At 74.4% G+C, this 17598-nt stretch carries 5 protein-coding genes and 1 riboswitch; of the genes, 4 read left to right on the top strand and 1 reads right to left on the bottom strand.

The features are described 5' to 3' along the window. Window positions 1–19: 19 nt before the first annotated feature. Window positions 20–1003: a DMT family transporter gene (locus ACZ31C_RS19085; protein ID WP_465796423.1), complete on the top strand. Its 984-nt coding sequence runs from the start codon at window positions 20–22 to the stop codon at window positions 1001–1003. Here ACZ31C_RS19085 and ACZ31C_RS19080 read toward each other — a convergent pair. Then, a complete protein-coding gene (locus tag ACZ31C_RS19080) occupies window positions 949–12915 on the bottom strand; it encodes an amino acid adenylation domain-containing protein (RefSeq protein ID WP_465796422.1) in 11967 nt (3988 codons plus the stop codon). The two genes, ACZ31C_RS19085 and ACZ31C_RS19080, sit on opposite strands and share 55 nt — an antisense overlap. Before the next feature lie 120 nt (window positions 12916–13035). Further along, a riboswitch (cobalamin riboswitch) is annotated at window positions 13036–13244 on the top strand. A gap of 136 nt (window positions 13245–13380) precedes the next feature. On the opposite strand from ACZ31C_RS19080, the gene ACZ31C_RS19075 reads away from it, so the two are divergent. From ACZ31C_RS19075 to ACZ31C_RS19065, 3 genes are all read left to right on the top strand, one after another. Beyond that, window positions 13381–15756, top strand: a complete 2376-nt coding sequence (locus ACZ31C_RS19075; protein ID WP_465796421.1) for a ribonucleoside-diphosphate reductase subunit alpha — start codon at window positions 13381–13383, stop codon at window positions 15754–15756. After that, window positions 15753–16805 (top strand): ribonucleotide-diphosphate reductase subunit beta, encoded by a 1053-nt coding sequence (locus ACZ31C_RS19070; RefSeq protein ID WP_465796543.1) that lies wholly within the window; start codon window positions 15753–15755, stop codon window positions 16803–16805. The genes ACZ31C_RS19075 and ACZ31C_RS19070 overlap by 4 nt, the downstream gene beginning before the upstream one ends. A 647-nt stretch (window positions 16806–17452) precedes the next feature. After that, complete coding sequence (locus ACZ31C_RS19065; RefSeq protein WP_465796420.1) at window positions 17453–17590, top strand: hypothetical protein; 138 nt, start codon at window positions 17453–17455, stop codon at window positions 17588–17590. The last annotated feature ends 8 nt before the right edge of the window (window positions 17591–17598 follow it).

Raw genomic sequence — 17598 nt, 5'->3', positions numbered from 1 at the left:
CACCCACCGGGAGGACACGATGAGCCCGCTCACCAGCCGGGCCACCGGCGATCGCACCTGGCTGGTCGCGGTGGCCGCCAGTCTCTGGGGCTTCTCCAGCCTGCTTCGCGAACCGCTGGCCCGCGAGCTTCCCGCGCTGAGCGTGGTGCTGGCCGAACACGTCGTGCTGGTGCTGATGGTGTCACCGTGGCTGATCCCGGCCGTACGCGCGCTGGCCCGGTCCTCGGTGCGGACGAAGCTGGCCGTGCTGGTGATCGGTGCCGGCTCATCGGCACTGGCCACCACGCTCTTCACCGCCGCCTTCCGCCTGGGCGACCCGATCACCCCGCAGGTGTTGCAGAAGCTCCAGCCGGTGCTCGCCCTGGTCCTGGCCGCCATGCTGCTGGGGGAGCGGGTCGGCCCCCGGTTCCCGCTCTTCGCGGTGCCCGCGCTGGTCGGCGCCTGGCTGCTGGCCTTCCCCGATCCACTGTCGGCGCAGCCGCGCGGCCTGGCCGCGGCCGGACTCGCGCTCGGCGCGGCGGCGCTCTGGGCGGCCGGGACCGTCCTCGGCCGGATGGTCAGCGCCGAACTGTCCTTCCTGCACGTCACCACGCTGCGGTTCAGCGTCGGCCTGGTCACGCTGGCCACCTTCGCGGCGGCCACCGGCACCCCGGTCAGCGTGCCGATCGAGCTGGTGCCCCGGCTGGTGCTGCTCGCCGCCATCCCCGGCCTGCTCGCGCTGACGCTGTACTACCACGCCCTGCGCCGGACGCCCGCGTCCAACGCGACCCTCGCCGAACTGGCCTTCCCGCTGACCGCCGCCCTGGTCGGGCTCACCCTGCTCGACGGGCGACTCGGCACCAGCCAGTGGGTCGGCCTGACGCTGGTGCTGGCCTCGGTGGTCCTGCTCGCGCTGCACGAGAACCGCAGCTCCCGGCCGGCGGTGCGGCACCCGCAGCAGCGGGTGCCTCAGGTGGCGGGCACCTCCGGCAGCGCCGCCGGGAGGTCCGGCTCGACGCGGTGACGCAGCAGGTGCAGTGGCCCGGCGGTGATCCCCGCCCCGGCCAGCGCCGCCGCGTACGCCGTCGCCGTCGGCTCGTCCACCAGGCCGTGCACCAGCGGCAGGGTGGGCGTACCGGCACGCAACAGCGACTCCAACTGGCAGGAGGCGATGGTGCCGGGCAACCCGAGCGCCGCCGCGTGACCGGCGACCGCCGCCGACGGCAGGTCCACCGGCACGCTACGGCTGGTCGGTCCCACGTGCAGCAGCCCGCCGCCGACCACCAGCACGTCGCGGACCCGCCGCATCCGGGCCAGCGCCCGGGCGGGATCCAGCGCGTGCGGGAAGGAGTCGTCCACCACGATCGTGCCGGGGCGCAGCCGGTCGACGTCCAGCGGTTCGGTGGCCGAGCTGGTGGCACCGATGATCAGGTCGACGGCGTATGCGGGGTCGGGCACCGCCGGGGTGGTGGGACAGATCTCGACGGCGGCGGTGAGCCCGTCGGCGCGGAGCCGATCCACCTGGTCGGCGAGCCGGGGCGCGGTCGCCGGCAGGTCGCAGAGCAGCAGCCGCGCCGGCGGACGGGGTGCGCGGGCCAGCAGCAGCCGCAGTGAGGAGAACCCGATCGAGCCGAGACCGACCACGGCGACGGTCCGTCCGGCCAGGCTCCGCCCGGTCGCCGTCAGGGCCGCCTCGACGGTGAGGACCACCGAAACGACCGTGGCCGCGTGACCCGTGGTGACCGCCGTGGCGGTACGCGTGTGCCGCAGCACCCCGACGCCGTACCCGGTGTGGGCGGGGATCAGGCCGGCGAGGGAGACGCACGTCGCGCCGAGACCGGCGGCGAGGTCGACGGCGGCGGCGGCCTCGGTGGCGAGCCGGTCCCCGGCGGTGGCCAGCTCGTCGGCGAAACGGGGGAGACAGACGAAGCCGGAGGTGCCCAGCGGAGTGGACAACTCCTCCAACAGCCGGGGCCGCCCGCCGGGGAAAAGCAGCTCACGAAGCTGCTCGCGGGGCAGGCTTCCGGCCGGCAGCCCGGCGATCACGGCGAGCTGCGCGGGCGACGGCAGGTATCCGACGATGGCGGCGGTCAGCGCGGCCGACGTCCCGGCGCGCGGCGTCGGTCGGTCGACCGTCGCCACGCCCGTGTGCGGCTGAGTCGGCGCGGCCGCGACCTCGTGCGTCTCGGTCGGCTCTGCGGTCGGCTCGGTCGCCGCCGTGCTCAGATCGGTGCGGAGCCGGTCGGCGAGGTGGTCCAGGTCGGCGGCGCTCACCGCCGTCGGGGAGCCGCGCAGGGTGACCCGCAGGCCGCCGGCGACCGGCCGGGCGGTCAAGAACAGGTCGGTGCCCAGCGGCGGCGGGGCGAGTTCGGTGTCCTCGTCCCAGGAGAGGTCGAGCCGGTCCGGTCCGGCCGTCCCCGTCGGCGGGGCGGCGGGTCGGAGCGCGTCGAAGTCCAGGAAACTGAAGAAGAACTGGGCACCGGTCGGTGCGCCGTCGGGACGTCCGGCGGGTACGGCCGCCGCGATCGACGGCGGGTCGGCGTGCTGCCGGGCGGCGGTGACCTCGGCCGCGACCCGGGCCAGGTGAATCGGGAAGGGCTCGGTGCCGGCCAGGCGCAGCGGCAGCATCGCCGCACAGGGACCGAAGATCCGGTGCAGGTCCGGCAGCGGGTGGTCGCGTCCGGTCACGGCCAGCCCGAGGACCAGGTCGTCCTGGCCGGTGAGCCGGGCCAGCACCCGGTGGTACGCGGTCAGCACCGGCGCGTACAGGGTGGTCGACGCCTCGGCGGCCAGCCGGCGCAGTCCGGCCACCACCGTGGCGTCCAGCGTGAACGCGCGGACCGCGGTGCCCGTGTCGGTGGTGCCGTCGGGGTGCCGCCGGTCGGTGTCCGCCCGCAGCACCGGCGGCCGGTACGCGGACCCGAACCGCTGTGACCACCAGGCGTACGCCTCCGGCTCCGGTGCGGCGGCGGCCCGCTCCGACAGCAGCCGGGCATAGTCCCGGAAACCGGCCCGCAGCGGCGGCAGCGGATCGGCCGCCCCGTCGGCGTGGTAGGCGGCCAGCAGTTCGTGGCCCAGCAGCGCGGCACTGTAGCCGTCACCGATCAGGTGGTGCGCGTGCACCAGCAGGACGTGGTCGTCCGGCGCGACCCGCAGCAGGCGCAGCCGCAGCAGAGGCCAGGCCCACGGCTCGAACCGTCGACGGCGTTCCTCGGCCACCCGGGCGGCCAGGTCGGCCGGGCCGGTCGTGTTCTCGTACGCCACCGGCAGCCGCATCGCGACGGGCAGTTCCTGCTGCACCGGTGGCCGGGCACCGGCCGGGAAGACGGTCCGCAGCATCGGGTGCCGGGCGACCAGCACGTCCACCGCACGCTGGAAGGCGTCCCGGCGCAGCGGACCGCGCAACCGCAGCCGGGCCAGCCAGGCGGTACCCGCGCCGGGCGTGACGGCGTCGGCGAGCAGGAAGCCACGCTGCGCGGCGGTCACCGGAAACGGCGCGGTGGAGTCCGGCTGCGGTCCGGCGTCGACCATCGGTCCACTGTCGACGGCCACGGGATCCGTCGTGGCATCGGCGTCCACGGCGCCCGGTGCGCCGGTGCGCGGGCCCGGCCCGTCGTCGTCGGCCGCACCGCCGTCGAGGGCGGCGGCCAGGGTGGCCGGGGTCCGGTGCTCGTAGATGAGCGTCGGGCTCGCCGTGACCGCGCGGCGTTCCTGGAGTTGGGCGAAGACCTCCAGGGCCAGGATGGAGTCGCCGCCGAGGACGAAGAAGTCGTCGTCCGGGCCGACCACCGGCAGGTCCAGCAGACCGGCCCAGATCCGGGCCAGCTCCGCTTCGGTACCGGCCGGACCGGTGATGCCGGTTGCTGGTGCGCGGCGGTCCGTCGGGGCGGTGGCGCGGGCCGGGGCCGCCGCGTCGGCCTCCGGCGGGGTGAGGCCATCGGCGTCCGCCGGAGCGGGTGCATGAGGGTCGGCGGTCGGGACGGGTACGCGGCTGGCGGCGGCCAGTGCCGCCAGCGATTCGCGGTCGACCTTGCCGGTGGCGGTCAACGGCAGGCTGTCCAGCAGGTGCAGCCGCGCGGGCACCATGTGCGCCGGCAGGTGAGCGGCCAGATGGGTGCGCAGCGCGGCCGTGGTCGGGGCGGTCTGCGGCGCGGGTAGCACGAAGGCGTGCAGCCGGGGATGCGGATCGGCCCGGTGCACCACGGTCGCGGAGGCGACCTGCGGATGGGTGCGCAGCACCGCCTCGATCTCGCCCGGCTCCACCCGGTGACCATGGATCTTGATCTGGTCGTCGAGGCGGCCCAGGAACTCCAGGGCACCGTCCGGCGCGAGCCGACCCCGGTCGCCGCTGCGATAGAACCGCTCGCCGTCGTGGACCACGAACGCCGCCCCGGTCAGCTCCGGCTCGCCGAGGTAGCCGGTGGTGAGGCCGACGCCACCGAGGTAGAGCTCACCGGCCACGCCGGGCGGGCAGACCCGACCGTCCGGGTCGACGACGCGGACCACCGCCCCGCCGACCGGGCGACCGATCGGCAGCCGACGGACCGCGTCGTCGGGCCGGGCGTCGATCAGGTGCCAGGTGGCGTTGATGGTGGCCTCGGTCGGGCCGTACAGGTTGGTGATCCGGGCGTCGCCGAACAGGTCGAACCAGCGCCGGACCGCCACCGGCGACAACTCCTCGCCGCCCACGTGCACCCACCGCAACGCGGCCAGGTCGGGTGCCTCGCCGTGGCGGCGCACGTGCTCCTCGGCGGCGCGCAGGATCCGCTCCCACAGCGTGGGGACCGAACTCCACACCGTGATCCGGTCTGCGGCGATCAGGGACAGCAACGCCTGCGGATCGCGGAGCTGGGCGCGGGTGAAGGTGACCACGGTGGCCCCGACCAGCAGCGGGGCCAGGATCTGTCGGACCGAGGCGTCGAAGCAGCTCGACGCCGTCTGGGCAAGCCGGTCCCCGGGCCGGTAACCGAAGGTGGCCACGGCCCAGTCGAGATAGGTACGCATCGACCGGTGGCTGACCGGTACGCCCTTGGGCCGCCCGGTCGATCCCGACGTGAAGATCACGTACGCGGTCTGGTCCGGCGTGGCCTCGGGCACCGACGGGACGTCGTGCTCCGCGACGGCGTCGGCGGTGCTCGGGTCGAAGGAGACCGGTCGTGTGGCAGCGTCGAGGCGGGCCGCGACGTCGGCCGAGTCGTCGTCGTGCAGCAGCACTCCGGCTCCGGCCCGGACCAGGTGGTCGGCGAGGCGGGCCGGCGGGTGGGCCGCGTCCAACGGCACCCAGGCGGCACCGGCCCGCAGGATGCCGACCACACCGACCACGGTCTGCGGACCGGGCGCGGTGAGCAGGCCGACCCGGTCGCCGGGGCGTACCCCGTGCCGGGCGAGCAGTGCGGCCACCCGGTCGGCGTCGCGGTCCAGCGTCCGGTAGGTCAGGGTCCGCTCGTCGGTCGTCACCGCCGCCGCGTCCGGGGTGCGTCGGCAGACCGCCCGGATCCGAGCGGTCACGTCGGCGGACTGCGGCGGTCGGCCGGTGGCGATCGCGACGAGGTCGTCCCGGTGTTCGGCGGCGAGCCGGGCCACGGTCGCCGGGGTGAACAGGCGGCGCGGGAAGTTCCAGGACAGGCCGAGGCCGTCGCCGGACTCCCAGCAGAGCAGGCTCAACCGGGTGGCGGCGGAGCCGGAACCAGCCGCGGTGGGCCGCACGGCGACGGGACAGTCCGGGTCGAGGGTGACCGGGAACCGGGCGAAACTGAACCCGGCCGGGCTGACGGTACGCGGCCGGGCGCCGGGACGGTCGAGCAGTCGGGCAAGGTCGAGGCTGGTCACCGAGCCGTGCCGCTGCGCCGCCGACCAGGCCACCCGGAGCCGGTCGGCGAGCTGTCCGACCGGCTCGTCGGAGTCCACGTCGAGCACCAGGGGCAGGGTGTCGGCGAACGGCCCGACGATCCGGTCGATGTCGGCCAGCCGGGCGTCCCGACCGGCCCGCGCCACCGTCACCGGCACGCGTCGCCGGCCGCTCCAGCGGGCCAGGCAGCGCAGGTACCCGGCCAGCAGCAGGTGGAACAGCGACACACCGGCCTCGGCGGCCCGGTCCCGCAACGCCGCCACCAGATCCGGCTCCAGCTCACTCTGCATGGTGAGCAGGGGCGGGCCGGGGCGCGCGTCCGGGTCACCATCGAACGGCAGCCGCAGCGTCGTCCCGTCGGCCAGCAGGTCCCACCAGTACGCCAGGTCCTCCGGCGCGGGCCCGGCCACCTGGCGCGCGTACGTGTCGAATCCGGGAGCCGGCGGTCGGGCCACCGGCGTACGGCCGTGGGCCAGGGCGGTGTAGTCGGCCCACAGTTCCTCGCTGAGCAGGTTCAGGCTGAACCCGTCCCCGGCGGCGTGGTGCAGCACCAGCATCAGGTGGGCCCGGTCGGGTGCCTCCCGGACGAGGACCGCTCGCAGCGGCGGCTGCCGGGTCAGGTCGACCGGGGTGTTGCACAGCCGCTCCCGTACCTCGCCGAGCGGCTCGGTGAGTGACCGCACCGCGTACCAGTCCGGGGTCGGAACCGGGTGGGCCGGCACAGGCGGGACCACCTGGCGCGGCGTACCCGGACCGGGCGTGAACCGCACCCGCAGCATCGGGTGGCGCAACTCCAGGCGGGCCAGCGCCTGCCCGAGCAGTCCGGCGTCCAGGGGACCGGTGACGGTCTGCTGGACGAAGGCGAAGCTGGCCACGGTGGGGTGGAGCCGTTCGTTGACGTGGAAGGCCCGCTGCACGGCGGTCAGCGGGAACGGCTCGCCCTCGACCGGAGTCCGCTCCCCGGCCGCCGACGTACGCGTCACCGGTGGAACCGCCTCGGCGGCGCGTACCCCGGTGAGGTGGGCGGCCAGGTCGGCGACGGTGGTGTACTCGAAGAACAGCGTGACCGGCAGCTCCCGGCCGAGTTCCTCCTCCAGCCGCTTGACCAGGTCCACCGCGGCCAGCGAGTCCAGGCCGAGAGCGAGGAACGAGGTGTCGTCGGCGATCTCGTCGGGCTGCCGGTGCAGCGGTTCGGCGAGCAGCCGCCGCAACAGCAGGGCCACCTCGTCCCGACCTGGTCTGCCGTCCACACCGTCCGGTCCGCGCGGCAGGTCGACGGCGGTGGTCTCGACAGCGACGGTAGCCCTGGCCGGGACGGTGACCGCCGGGGCGCTGGCCGTCGGGGCGGTCGCCGGGTTCTCCGGCCGGGCCGCGACGACGACGTGCGCGGCGTCGACACGTCGGGCGAGCGCCAGGGCGCGCAGTGCGTCGTCGACCGGCATGGCACCGGGGCCGCCACCGACATTGCCGGTCCGGGCGGCCATGCCGGCGTCGCTGATCGCGGCGAAGCCCACCGCCTGGACGGGGCGGCCCGTGGCCCGGTGCGCAGTCGCGAACGCGTCGAGGAACCGGTTGGCGGCGGCGTAGTCACCGATCGCGCCGGCCAGGCCGGGCAGCACCGCGCTGACCGACGAGAACCCGACCAGCGCGGTCCGATCGTGGCCGTGTCGCCGCAGCGCCTCGGCGAGCAGGTGGGTGCCGCGTACCTTCGGACCCAGCACGGCGAGCACGTCCGGGACGGACTTGGTGCGCAGGGTGCCGACCCGGACGATGCCGGCGGCGTGGAACACGGTGTCCACCCGGGGCGCGGCGGCGAGCAGGGCGTCCACGTCGGCGGCCACGGTCACGTCACACCGGTGGTAGGTCGCCGTCGCGCCCAGCGCGGTCAGTTCGGCCAGCAGCGCTGCCGGTGCGTGGTCCGACCGACCGGCCAGCAGAAGGGTCGGTTGCTCCCGGCGGGCCAGGGACCGGGCCAGCTCCGCGCCCACACCACCGGCACCACCGACGATCACGTGCACGGCGCCCGATGCGACGGGTCCACCACCGGCAGGGTCGCCGGTCTGTTCAGCCGCCGACGACAGCGGGTCGAGGAACCGGCCCAGCCGGCGTCCGCCCCGCCAGGCCACACCGGTCGCCGCGTACGGGTCGGGTGAGGTGTGCCCGTCGCCGACTGCCGGGTCTGCGGCGACGGCGGACACCTCGCGGCGGACGGCGTCGACCCTCGCTGTCGTAGCGTCCGACGAGGACAGGTCCACGGTGTGCACGAGCAGGCCGGGACGCTCGTCGGCGAGCGCGGCGGCCAGTCCGGCCAACACCGCCTGCGCCGGCCGCCCCCGCTCCTCGGCTGCGCCGGTGACGTGCACGTCCTCGGTGACCACCACCAGCCGGCCCGGCCGGTCGACCCCCTCGTCGATCAGGGCGCGGACGGCGCGTACCTGCGCGGTGACGGCGGCGTCGAGCGCGGCCACGTCCGGCGTGTCTACCGCCGCCCCGGCCAGCAGCACGGTGATGTCGCCGTCCGCACCGACCGCCGGGCCGGTGCGGACGGCGATCCCGTCGGCGGTGAACGCGGCGGCCAGGTCGTCGGCGAACGGACCCCCCATCCCCGGTCCGCGCAGCCACACCCGCCGGGCCGGTACGCCGACCGCCGCCGGCACCTCCCGCCAGGCCACGACGTGCAGGGGTACGGCGTGCGCCGCCCCCGGTGGCGGAAAGGAGCGACGCGCGAACGGGTAGGTCGGCACCGGCACCCGCTGCCGCCCGCCGTACAGGGCGGGCCGGTCGAGCGGACCACCCCGAGCCCAGAGCCGCCCGGCGGTGGCCAGCAACGACGCAGCACCGCTGGGCACCGCACCGGTCGGCCCGCACTGCACCGCGATCATCCGGACCAGGCGCCGGGTGGGTTCTTCGTCGCCCTGGCCGCCGCTGTGGTGCGTCGCCTCCACTGCGCCGATCCCGGCCGCCGTCAGGTCGGCGGTGCCGTCGGCGACGCCCAGCTCGACCACAGTGTCGTACCCGTCGTCGTGGAGCCGTCGCCACGCCGCGTGCCACTGCGCTCCGCTCGCCGCCCCGGTGGCCCACCGCAGCGGGTCCGGCGGATCCCACCGCCCGGCCGCCGGGCTGAACACCGGCACGCCCCGCAGTGCCGCGAGGGCGTACCCGTCGTCGTCCCGGTCGGCGTGGCCGTCCTCGGCGGCGGCCGGATCGGCGAGCGCGCCGGACCGCCGGACCGCCTCGGCGACGCCCAGCGCGCCCCCGGCGGCGGCTGCCGCCAGCTCACCGACCCCGTGTCCGAGCAGCGCGTCGGGCCGTACCCCCCAGGCGGCGAGCTGTCCGGCCAGGGCCAGGGCCACCACCACGCGCACCGGGGCGGTGATCCGCCGGTCCGACCGGTCCGGCCCGTCGTTCAGGCACCAGGACAGCAACGGCCGTCCCGCCACCGGCCCGGCGGCGGCGCAGGCCCCGGTCAGCAGGGCCCGGAAGACCGGGAGCCGGTCGTGCAGGTCGCGGACCGCAGCCAGGGCCGGCGGGGAACCGTCGCCCGGGAAGACGAAGACGATCCGGGGGCGGCGGTGGACCGGCTCGTCCCGGTACGCGGTCGCGGCCGCCGCCAACCGGTCGGCCAGCCCGGTGCCGTCGGCGACGAGCGCCAGCCGGTACGGCGCGTCGTCGCGGGCCGTCCCCGCGCTGGCGACCACGTCGGCCACGTCCAGGTCGCCCCGGGCGCGCAGGTGCGCGGCGAGGTCGTGGGCACTGCGCCGCAGCGCGGACGCCGATCGCGCGGTGAGCGTCACCAGGTGCACGCCGGTGCCGTCCGGCGGCGGTACGGGCTCCTGGGGCGGCGCCTCGCGCAGGACGGCATGCGCGTTGGTGCCGCCGAAGCCGAACGCGTTCACGCCGGCGACCAACGGTCCGGGTGCGGTCCACGGGCGTGCCTCGGTGACCACCGTGAAGCCGGCGGCGTCCAGGTCGTACCGGGTGGACGGTCGGACGTGGTGCAGCGACGGCGGCAACTGCCGGTGCCGCAGGGCCAGCACCACCTTCAGCAGCGCCGGCATGCCGGCGGAGTTGAGCAGGTGTCCCAGGTTGGTCTTGACCGACCCCAACCAGCGGGGCGTGCCGTCGGGGCGGCGCGGATACGCGGCGGCCAGCGACCGTGCCTCCACCGGGTCACCGAGGCCGGTGCCGGTGCCGTGCGCCTCGACGTACGAGACGGCGGCCGGGTCGAGCCCGGCGTCCGCGTACGCGCGGGCGATGACCTCCCACTGCCGCTGCGGATTCGGGGCGAGCAGACTGAGCGACCGGCCGTCGTTACCCACGGCGGTGCCGGCGACCAGGGCGAGCACCCGGTCCCCGGCGGCGTACGCGTCGTCCGGGCGGCACAGGACGAGCGCCGCGCCGCCCTCGCCGGGCACGAAGCCGTCGGCGTCGGCGTCGAAGGCGCGACACCGCCCGGTCGGCGACAGCGCCTCGGCGGCGTCCAGCAGCCGGTAGGCGGTCTCGGTGAGATTGAGGTTCACCCCGCCGACCACCGCGATGTCGCACTCGCCGGTGGCCAGGCTGCGCGCGGCCAGGTGCAGCGCGACCAGCGCCGAGGAACAGGCCGTGTCCACCACGATCGCCGGACCGGCCAGGTCCAGTGCCTGCGACAGCCGGGCCGCCACGAGGTTGCGCAGGTTGCCGACCAGCGCCGCCGGTGCGGTGACCGGACCGGCGGCGGCCAGCAGCTCCGGGAAGGCGCTCTCGCCGACGGCGGCGAAGACCCCGACGCGACGGCCCTGCCGACGCGGCCCGGCGTACCCGGCGCGTTCGAGCGCCTCGTACCCGATCTCCAGGAACAGTCGGGCGTGCGGGTCGGTGAGCCGGGCCTCCTCGTCGGAGAGCCCGAAGAAGTCCGCGTCGAGCTGCATCGGATCGTCCAGGAAGGACCCCCAGCGGGACCGGCCGTCCTGCGGCGTCCACCGGTGCTCCGGGACCGGCCGCACCGCGTCGACGCCGTCCACGAGTCCGCGCCAGAACTCGTCGGGGTCGTCGGCACCCGGGAAGCGGCAGGCCATCCCGATGACCGCGAGCGGTGTCGCACCGGAGCGGGCGTCCTGCGACGCCGTAGCGAGCCCGTCGGGCGGTGCCGGTCGGGTCGTGGGCGGCCCGGCCAGGATGCGGTCGGTCAGCGCGGCGACGGTGGGACAGTCCCGCAGGTCCGCCGGATCGAACGTGGTGCCGAGGGCGTCCTCCAGCCCGGCCAGCACCTCCATCGCCGTGAGCGACGACCCGCCGATGGCCAGGAAGCGGTCGTCCGCCGCGATGGTGTCGGCGGGCCGGTCCAGCACCCGGGCCCAGACCGCCCGGACGACCTGCTCGACCCGTCGCCGGGACAGCGGCCCCGAGGGCATTGGCTCGGCCACCCGGTGCGCCGCACTCGGTCCCGCCGGGTGCCAGCGGCGTTCCCGGTCGGCGAAGTCGCCGGCCAGGTAGCGTTCGCGCATCCGTCGCCGCCGCAACTTGCCGCTGGTGGTCCGGGCGAACGCGCCGGGCGGCAGCGGCAGCACCCGTACGTCGTCGTGCCCGGCCGCCTCGGCGACCCGGGCCCGCGTGGCGTCGAGCACCACGGTAGCCCCGGCCGGCGGTCGCGCCCAGGCCACGAACACCACGATCCGCTCGCCGCCGGTGTCCGGGTCGGTGCAGCCGACCACCGCCGTCACCGTGGCCGGCAACCCGACGGTCGCGGAGGCCACCGCCTCCAGGTCGGGGGCGTGGAACGTCCGACCGTTGACGAAGATCACGTCCTTCGCGCGGCCGGTCACGCAGAGCCGGCCGGAGCGCTGGAAACCCAGGTCACCGGTGTGCAGCCAACCGTCCACGAAGGTCTCCCGGCTGGCCTGCGGGTCCCGGTGGTAGCCGCGCGCCACGTTCGGGCCGCGTACCTCGATCAGGCCCACCCGGTCCTCGGGCAGCGGCCGGTGCCGCTCGTCGACGACGCGCACCTCGCAGCCGGGCACCGGGTGCCCCAGGTCCATCAGCTCCACCGCGTGCGTACCCGGCGCGGTGCTCACCGCCCGACCCCGGCTCAGCGCGGCGCGGTCCAGCACCAGCGGCGCGGCGACCTCCCCGGGCGGCGGGAAGGTCACCGCGAGCGTCGCCTCCGCCAGGCCGTACACCGGTCGCAGGGCGGCCGGGGCGAGCCCGGCCGGGCGGACGTGCGCCAGGAAGGCCCGCCACACCGTGGGGGAGATGGGCTCCGCGCCCACCACCACGCACCGGACCCGGCTCAGGTCGAGCGTGGCGAGGAGATCCGCCGGAACCCGCCGGACCGCCAGTGCCAGCGCGAAGTTCGCCGCCGAGAGCAGGGTCGCGCGATGCCGGTGCGCGGCGGTGAACCACAGCGCCGGGCGCTTGGCGAACGCCATCGGAGGTACGCGGACCTGCGTGCACCCGATGGCCAGCGGGGTCAGGTGGGTGCCGATCAACCCCATGTCGTGGAAGTACGGCATCCAGGTGACCAGCACGTCGTCCGGTCCGGCGCCGCTGGCCAGCCGGGACTGCTCCACATTGGCCAGCACGTTGGCGTGGGTCAGCTCCACCCCGCGCGGCGCGCCGGTGCTGCCGGAGGAGAACTGGAGGAACGCCACGTCGGTCGGGTCGGCCGCGAACAGCTCCTCCGGTGGGGTGCCGGTCCGCAGGTCGGCCAGCCGCAGCACCGGGCCGGCCAGCCCGTCGGCGACAGCCTCGGTGGCGTCGTCCAGCACGGTCACCGCGTCGGTGAGCAGCTCGCGGACGGCCCGTACCCGGGTCGGCTCGGGTGGCAGCGGCACCGGGACCAGCCCGGCGGCGAGCGCCCCCCAGAACAGCGGCTGGAAGTCGTCCCCGGCGTCGGCGACCAGGATCACCGGGGTGCCCGGGACCACTCCGGCGGCCCGGTAGCCGCCCGCCACCCGCAGCGACTCGTCCCGCAACTCTCGGACGGTGACGGTGCGTTCGGTGCCGTCGTCGCGCACGTGCACGATGATCTGCTCGGGTGCGCGATCCGCGGCCTGGACGAGGACGTCAAGCAGTGTCCGTCGGTCGCCGGGCCCGGCCGCAGTCTGCACGCGACGATGCTAGTGGGCATGATCGAGTACCCGGCCGTCGGTCGCCGGGATGCCCGTCATCTGGCACGCGACACGCCCGGCACAGCATCTGGTGTTGCCATCTCCGCACCGTACCCATATATGGTGTGCCCCGTAGCTGGTTCGACCGCCACTGAAACGGCGGTCGAGGCAAGAGGGAACCCGGTGGGAATCCGGGACTGCCCCGCAGCGGTGAGTGGGAACGACCGCCGTCATCACGCACTGGACCCGCCAGGTCTGGGAAGCGACGGCCAGTAGGCGCGAGCACCAGGCCCACGAGTCCGAAGACCTGCCAGCGCGCCGCACGCGACGTGTGCGGCGGTCGAAGGCCGCGTGGGACGGCCGACGCCAGGAGCTGGTCAGTCACGGCAGCAGTGCCGTCGGTGACCGGCGGCGTCCTCCCGCGCGGACCCGACGATCTCGGGGACAGGCGTGAGGAGGGGGAACATGACGGTGACCCAGGAGCAGGCGGGGCCGGAGCAACGCCGGCACGTCATGCAGGTCCGCAAACGGAACGGCGACACCGAGCCGGTGGACGTCAACAAGATCGTCAAGGCGGTGGAGCGGTGGGTCGCCGACCTGGACGAGATCGACCCGCTGCGGGTGGCGACGAAGACCATCAGCGGGCTGTACGACGGCGCGACCACGGCCGAGATGGACAAGCTCTCCATCCAGACCGCAGCCGAACTGATCGGTGAGGAGCCGCAGTACTCGAAGCTGGCGGCCCGACTGCTGGCCGCGTACGTGGACAAGGAGGTCCGCGGGCAGCAGGTGGCCAGCTTCAGCCAGTCCATCCGGTACGCACACGGCTTGGGCCTGATCGGCGACGACACCGCCGCGTTCGTGGCCCGCAACGCGCGCAAGCTGGACGACGCCGTCGACCCGGCCGGGGACCTGCGTTTCGAGTACTTCGGGCTGCGCACGGTCGCCGACCGGTACCTGCTGCGGCACCCGCAGACCCGACTGGTGGTGGAGACGCCGCAGTACTGGCTGTTGCGGGTCGCCTGCGGCCTGTCGCAGACGCCCGGCGAGGCGATCGGCTTCTACCGGCTGATGTCCAGCCTGGCCTACCTGCCCAGCTCGCCGACGCTGTTCAACTCCGGCACCCGGCACACCCAGATGTCCTCGTGCTTCCTGGTCGACTCGCCGCGCGACGAACTCGACTCCATCTACGAGCGTTACCACCAGGTCGCGAAGCTGTCCAAGTTCTCCGGTGGCATCGGCATCTCCTGGTCCCGGGTGCGCGGTCGGGGCGCGCTGATCCGGGGCACCAACGGCAGGTCGAACGGCATCGTGCCGTTTCTCAAGACGCTGGACGCCGGGGTGGCCGCCGTCAACCAGGGCGGCCGTCGCAAGGGCGCGGCCTGCGTCTACCTCGAACCGTGGCACCCGGACGTGGAGGAGTTCCTCGAACTGCGGGACAACACCGGCGAGGAGTCCCGGCGTACGCACAACCTGAACCTCGCCAACTGGATCCCGGACGAGTTCATGCGGCGCGTCGAGGCGGACGGGGACTGGTCGCTGGTCGACCCGTCGGACGCCCCCGAGCTGCCCGACCTGTTCGGTGAGGCGTTCGACGAGGCGTACCGCGCGGCGGAGAAGAAGGCGGTCAAGACCGTCAAGGCCCGCGACCTGTACGGCCGGATGATGCGGACGCTCGCGCAGACTGGCAACGGGTGGATGACGTTCAAGGACGCCTCGAACCGGCTGTCCAACCAGACCGGCGCCCGGGGCAACACCATCCACCTGTCGAACCTCTGCACCGAGATCCTGGAGGTCAACGACGACGCCGAGACGGCGGTCTGCAACCTCGGCTCGGTCAACCTGGGCGCGCACGTCACCGCGGACGGGGTCGACTGGGAGCGGCTGCGCGCCACGGTGCGGACCGCCGTGGTGTTCCTGGACCGAGTGATCGACATCAACTACTACCCGGCCGAGCAGGCGGCGGCGTCGAACCCGCGCTGGCGCCCCGTCGGGCTCGGGCTGATGGGGTTGCAGGACGCGTTCTTCACGCTGCGCCTGCCGTTCGACTCCCCGGCCGCCCGGGAGCTGTCGACCCGCGTGCAGGAGGAGATCTTCCTGACCGCGTTGGAGACCTCGGCCGGGCTCGCCGAGCGGTTCGGCCCGCATCCCGCGTACGCGCAGACCCGCGCCGCCCGGGGTGAGCTGCACCCGGACCTGTGGGGCGCCGAGGTCGGCCAGCCCGACCGGTGGGCCGCGCTGCGCGAGACGATCGGCCGGCACGGCCTGCGGAACTCGTTGCTGGTGGCGATCGCGCCGACCGCCACCATCGCCTCGATCGCCGGCTGCTACGAGTGCATCGAGCCGCAGGTGTCCAACCTGTTCAAGCGCGAGACGATGTCCGGCGAGTTCCTCCAGATCAACACCTACCTGGTCCGCGAGCTGAAGGCGCGGGGACTGTGGACGGCCGCGATCCGGGAGCAGATCAAGCGCGCCGAGGGTTCCGTGCAGGGCGTCGTCGAGCTGCCCGCAGACGTACGCGAGTTGTTCCGGACCGCGTGGGAGCTGCCGCAACGGGCGCTGATCGACCTGGCGGCGGCCCGCGCCCCCTTCATCGACCAGTCGCAGTCGCTGAACCTGTTCCTGAGCGCGCCGACCATCGGCAAGCTCTCCTCGATGTACCTGTACGCCTGGAAGTCCGGGCTGAAGACCACCTACTACCTGCGGTCGCGTCCGGCGACCCGGATCCAGCAGGCCACCGTCGCCGTCACCCCGAGCGTCACGCCGGTCGTGGCGGTCAGCGACGACGAGGCGTTGGCCTGCTCCCTGGAGAACCCCGAGAGCTGCGAGGCATGCCAGTGACCACCGTCTCCGAGACCAGCACCAGCACCGGCACCGGCATGGGGGAGCGGCACCTGCTGCTCGATCCCGGCATGGACCTGACCCTGCGCCCGATGCGCTACCCGCAGTTCTTCGACCGCTTCAAGGACGCCATCAAGAACACCTGGACGGTGGAGGAGGTCGACCTGCACTCCGACCTCGCCGACCTGGCCAAGCTCTCCCCGGCCGAGCAGCACCTGGTGTCCCGGCTGGTGGCGTTCTTCGCCACCGGCGACACCATCGTCGCCAACAACCTCGTGCTCAACCTCTATCAGCACGTCAACTCGCCGGAGGGGCGGTTGTACCTCTCCCGGCAGTTGTTCGAGGAGGCGGTGCACGTCCAGTTCTATCTGAACCTGCTGGACACCTACGTCCCGGACGAGAAGGAACGGTTCGAGGCGTTCGCGGCGGTGGAGAACATCCCGTCGATCGCCCGCAAGGCCGAGTTCTGCTTCAAGTGGATCGACTCCATCTTCGCGCTGCGCGAGCTGCGGACCCGCGAGGACCGGCGGGCCTTCCTGCTGAACCTGATCTGCTTCGCCGCCTGCATCGAGGGCCTGTTCTTCTACGGCGCCTTCGCCTACGTCTACTTCCTGCGCTCCCGGGGGCTGCTGCACGGACTCGCCTCGGGCACCAACTGGGTGTTCCGCGACGAGTCCATGCACATGGCCTTCGCCTTCGACGTGGTCGACACCGTCCGCGCCGAGGAGCCGGACCTCTTCGACGCCGAGATGGAGCAGCAGGTCAAGGACATGCTCGCCGAGGCGGTCGAGTGCGAGGTGCAGTTCGCCGTCGACCTGCTGGAGCAGGGTGTCTCCGGGATGTCGCCGGCCGACATGCGGGAGTACCTCCAGCACGTGGCCGACCGGCGCCTGGCTGTGCTCGGCATCGCACCCATGTACGGCAGTGGCAACCCGTTCGCGTTCATGGAGTTGCAGGACGTCCAGGAGCTGTCCAACTTCTTCGAGCGTCGGGTCTCCGCCTACCAGGTCGGGGTGACCGGCTCGGTCAGCTTCGACGACGACTTCTGACCGGCTGAGACGGACCGCTGTCCCGGGTGGCGTGGCGCCGCCCGGGACGGCGACGTTCCGACTCGTGTTCCGGCCGATGCCTGGTCCTTGGTGGTGTCGGCGGCCCCTGTCGAGCTGAACCGTATGCGCTATCGGCCCTCTCGACTGCGAGAGCGGCCAGCGGGCCGACGACTCGGCGATGTGGCGGGTCGGGCGGTCTCGGTCGCTGCCGATCGCCCTTGCGCGCCCGTCCGGGGAGACGAACCCGGACACTCCGACCGTGGAGGCCATCAACGCGGGCCGACCGTGCTCGAACGGTGAGTTGCGGTCAGGCCCGGCGAGCGGCGGGGCGGATCGGCTCGGCTCGGCTCGGCTCGGCCACTCCTGGCCGGCGCAGAGCAGGTAGGCGCTCACCGCGATCCGTCGCTGCCGTCAGCTCGACAGTGCCCGTACCCGACATGGCAGTCAGCCGCCCCGGCCCCTGGCCCCGGCCCCCGGCCCTGGCCGACGCCTGCGTCTCCGACCCTCGGCCGACGCCGACGCCGACGCCGACGCCTGCGCCGAGCTTCCACGCGTGCTGGCGAGCTGGCCGAGCGACTCGTGCGACTGCGGGGAAAGGTCGCTCGCCGTGGGCGGACCGGAACCGGTCGCGCCCGTACCCTGTCGCAATGTCTCTGCTGATCCGGCGTGACCTCGGGTCCACCGACGTGCGGTCGCGGGACCGCCGGCCGGGTCGGGCCCCTGCGGTGCCGGCAGCGACCGCAGTGCGGGGACCGGTGGCCGGGCACGGCCCCGCCGCCCGCTGAGCGGCCCG

It is taken from the genome of Micromonospora sp. NPDC023869 (assembly GCF_055559695.1).
The sequence above is the reverse complement of the archived record's forward strand: the minus strand, read 5'-3'. Positions and strand labels throughout refer to the sequence as shown.

Coding starts and splice junctions, on each gene's coding strand:
- ACZ31C_RS19085 (WP_465796423.1), top strand. CDS start 20: ATGAGCCCGCTCACCAGCCGGGCCACCGGCGATCGCACCTGGCTGGTC.
- ACZ31C_RS19075 (WP_465796421.1), top strand. CDS start 13,381: ATGACGGTGACCCAGGAGCAGGCGGGGCCGGAGCAACGCCGGCACGTC.
- ACZ31C_RS19065 (WP_465796420.1), top strand. CDS start 17,453: ATGTCTCTGCTGATCCGGCGTGACCTCGGGTCCACCGACGTGCGGTCG.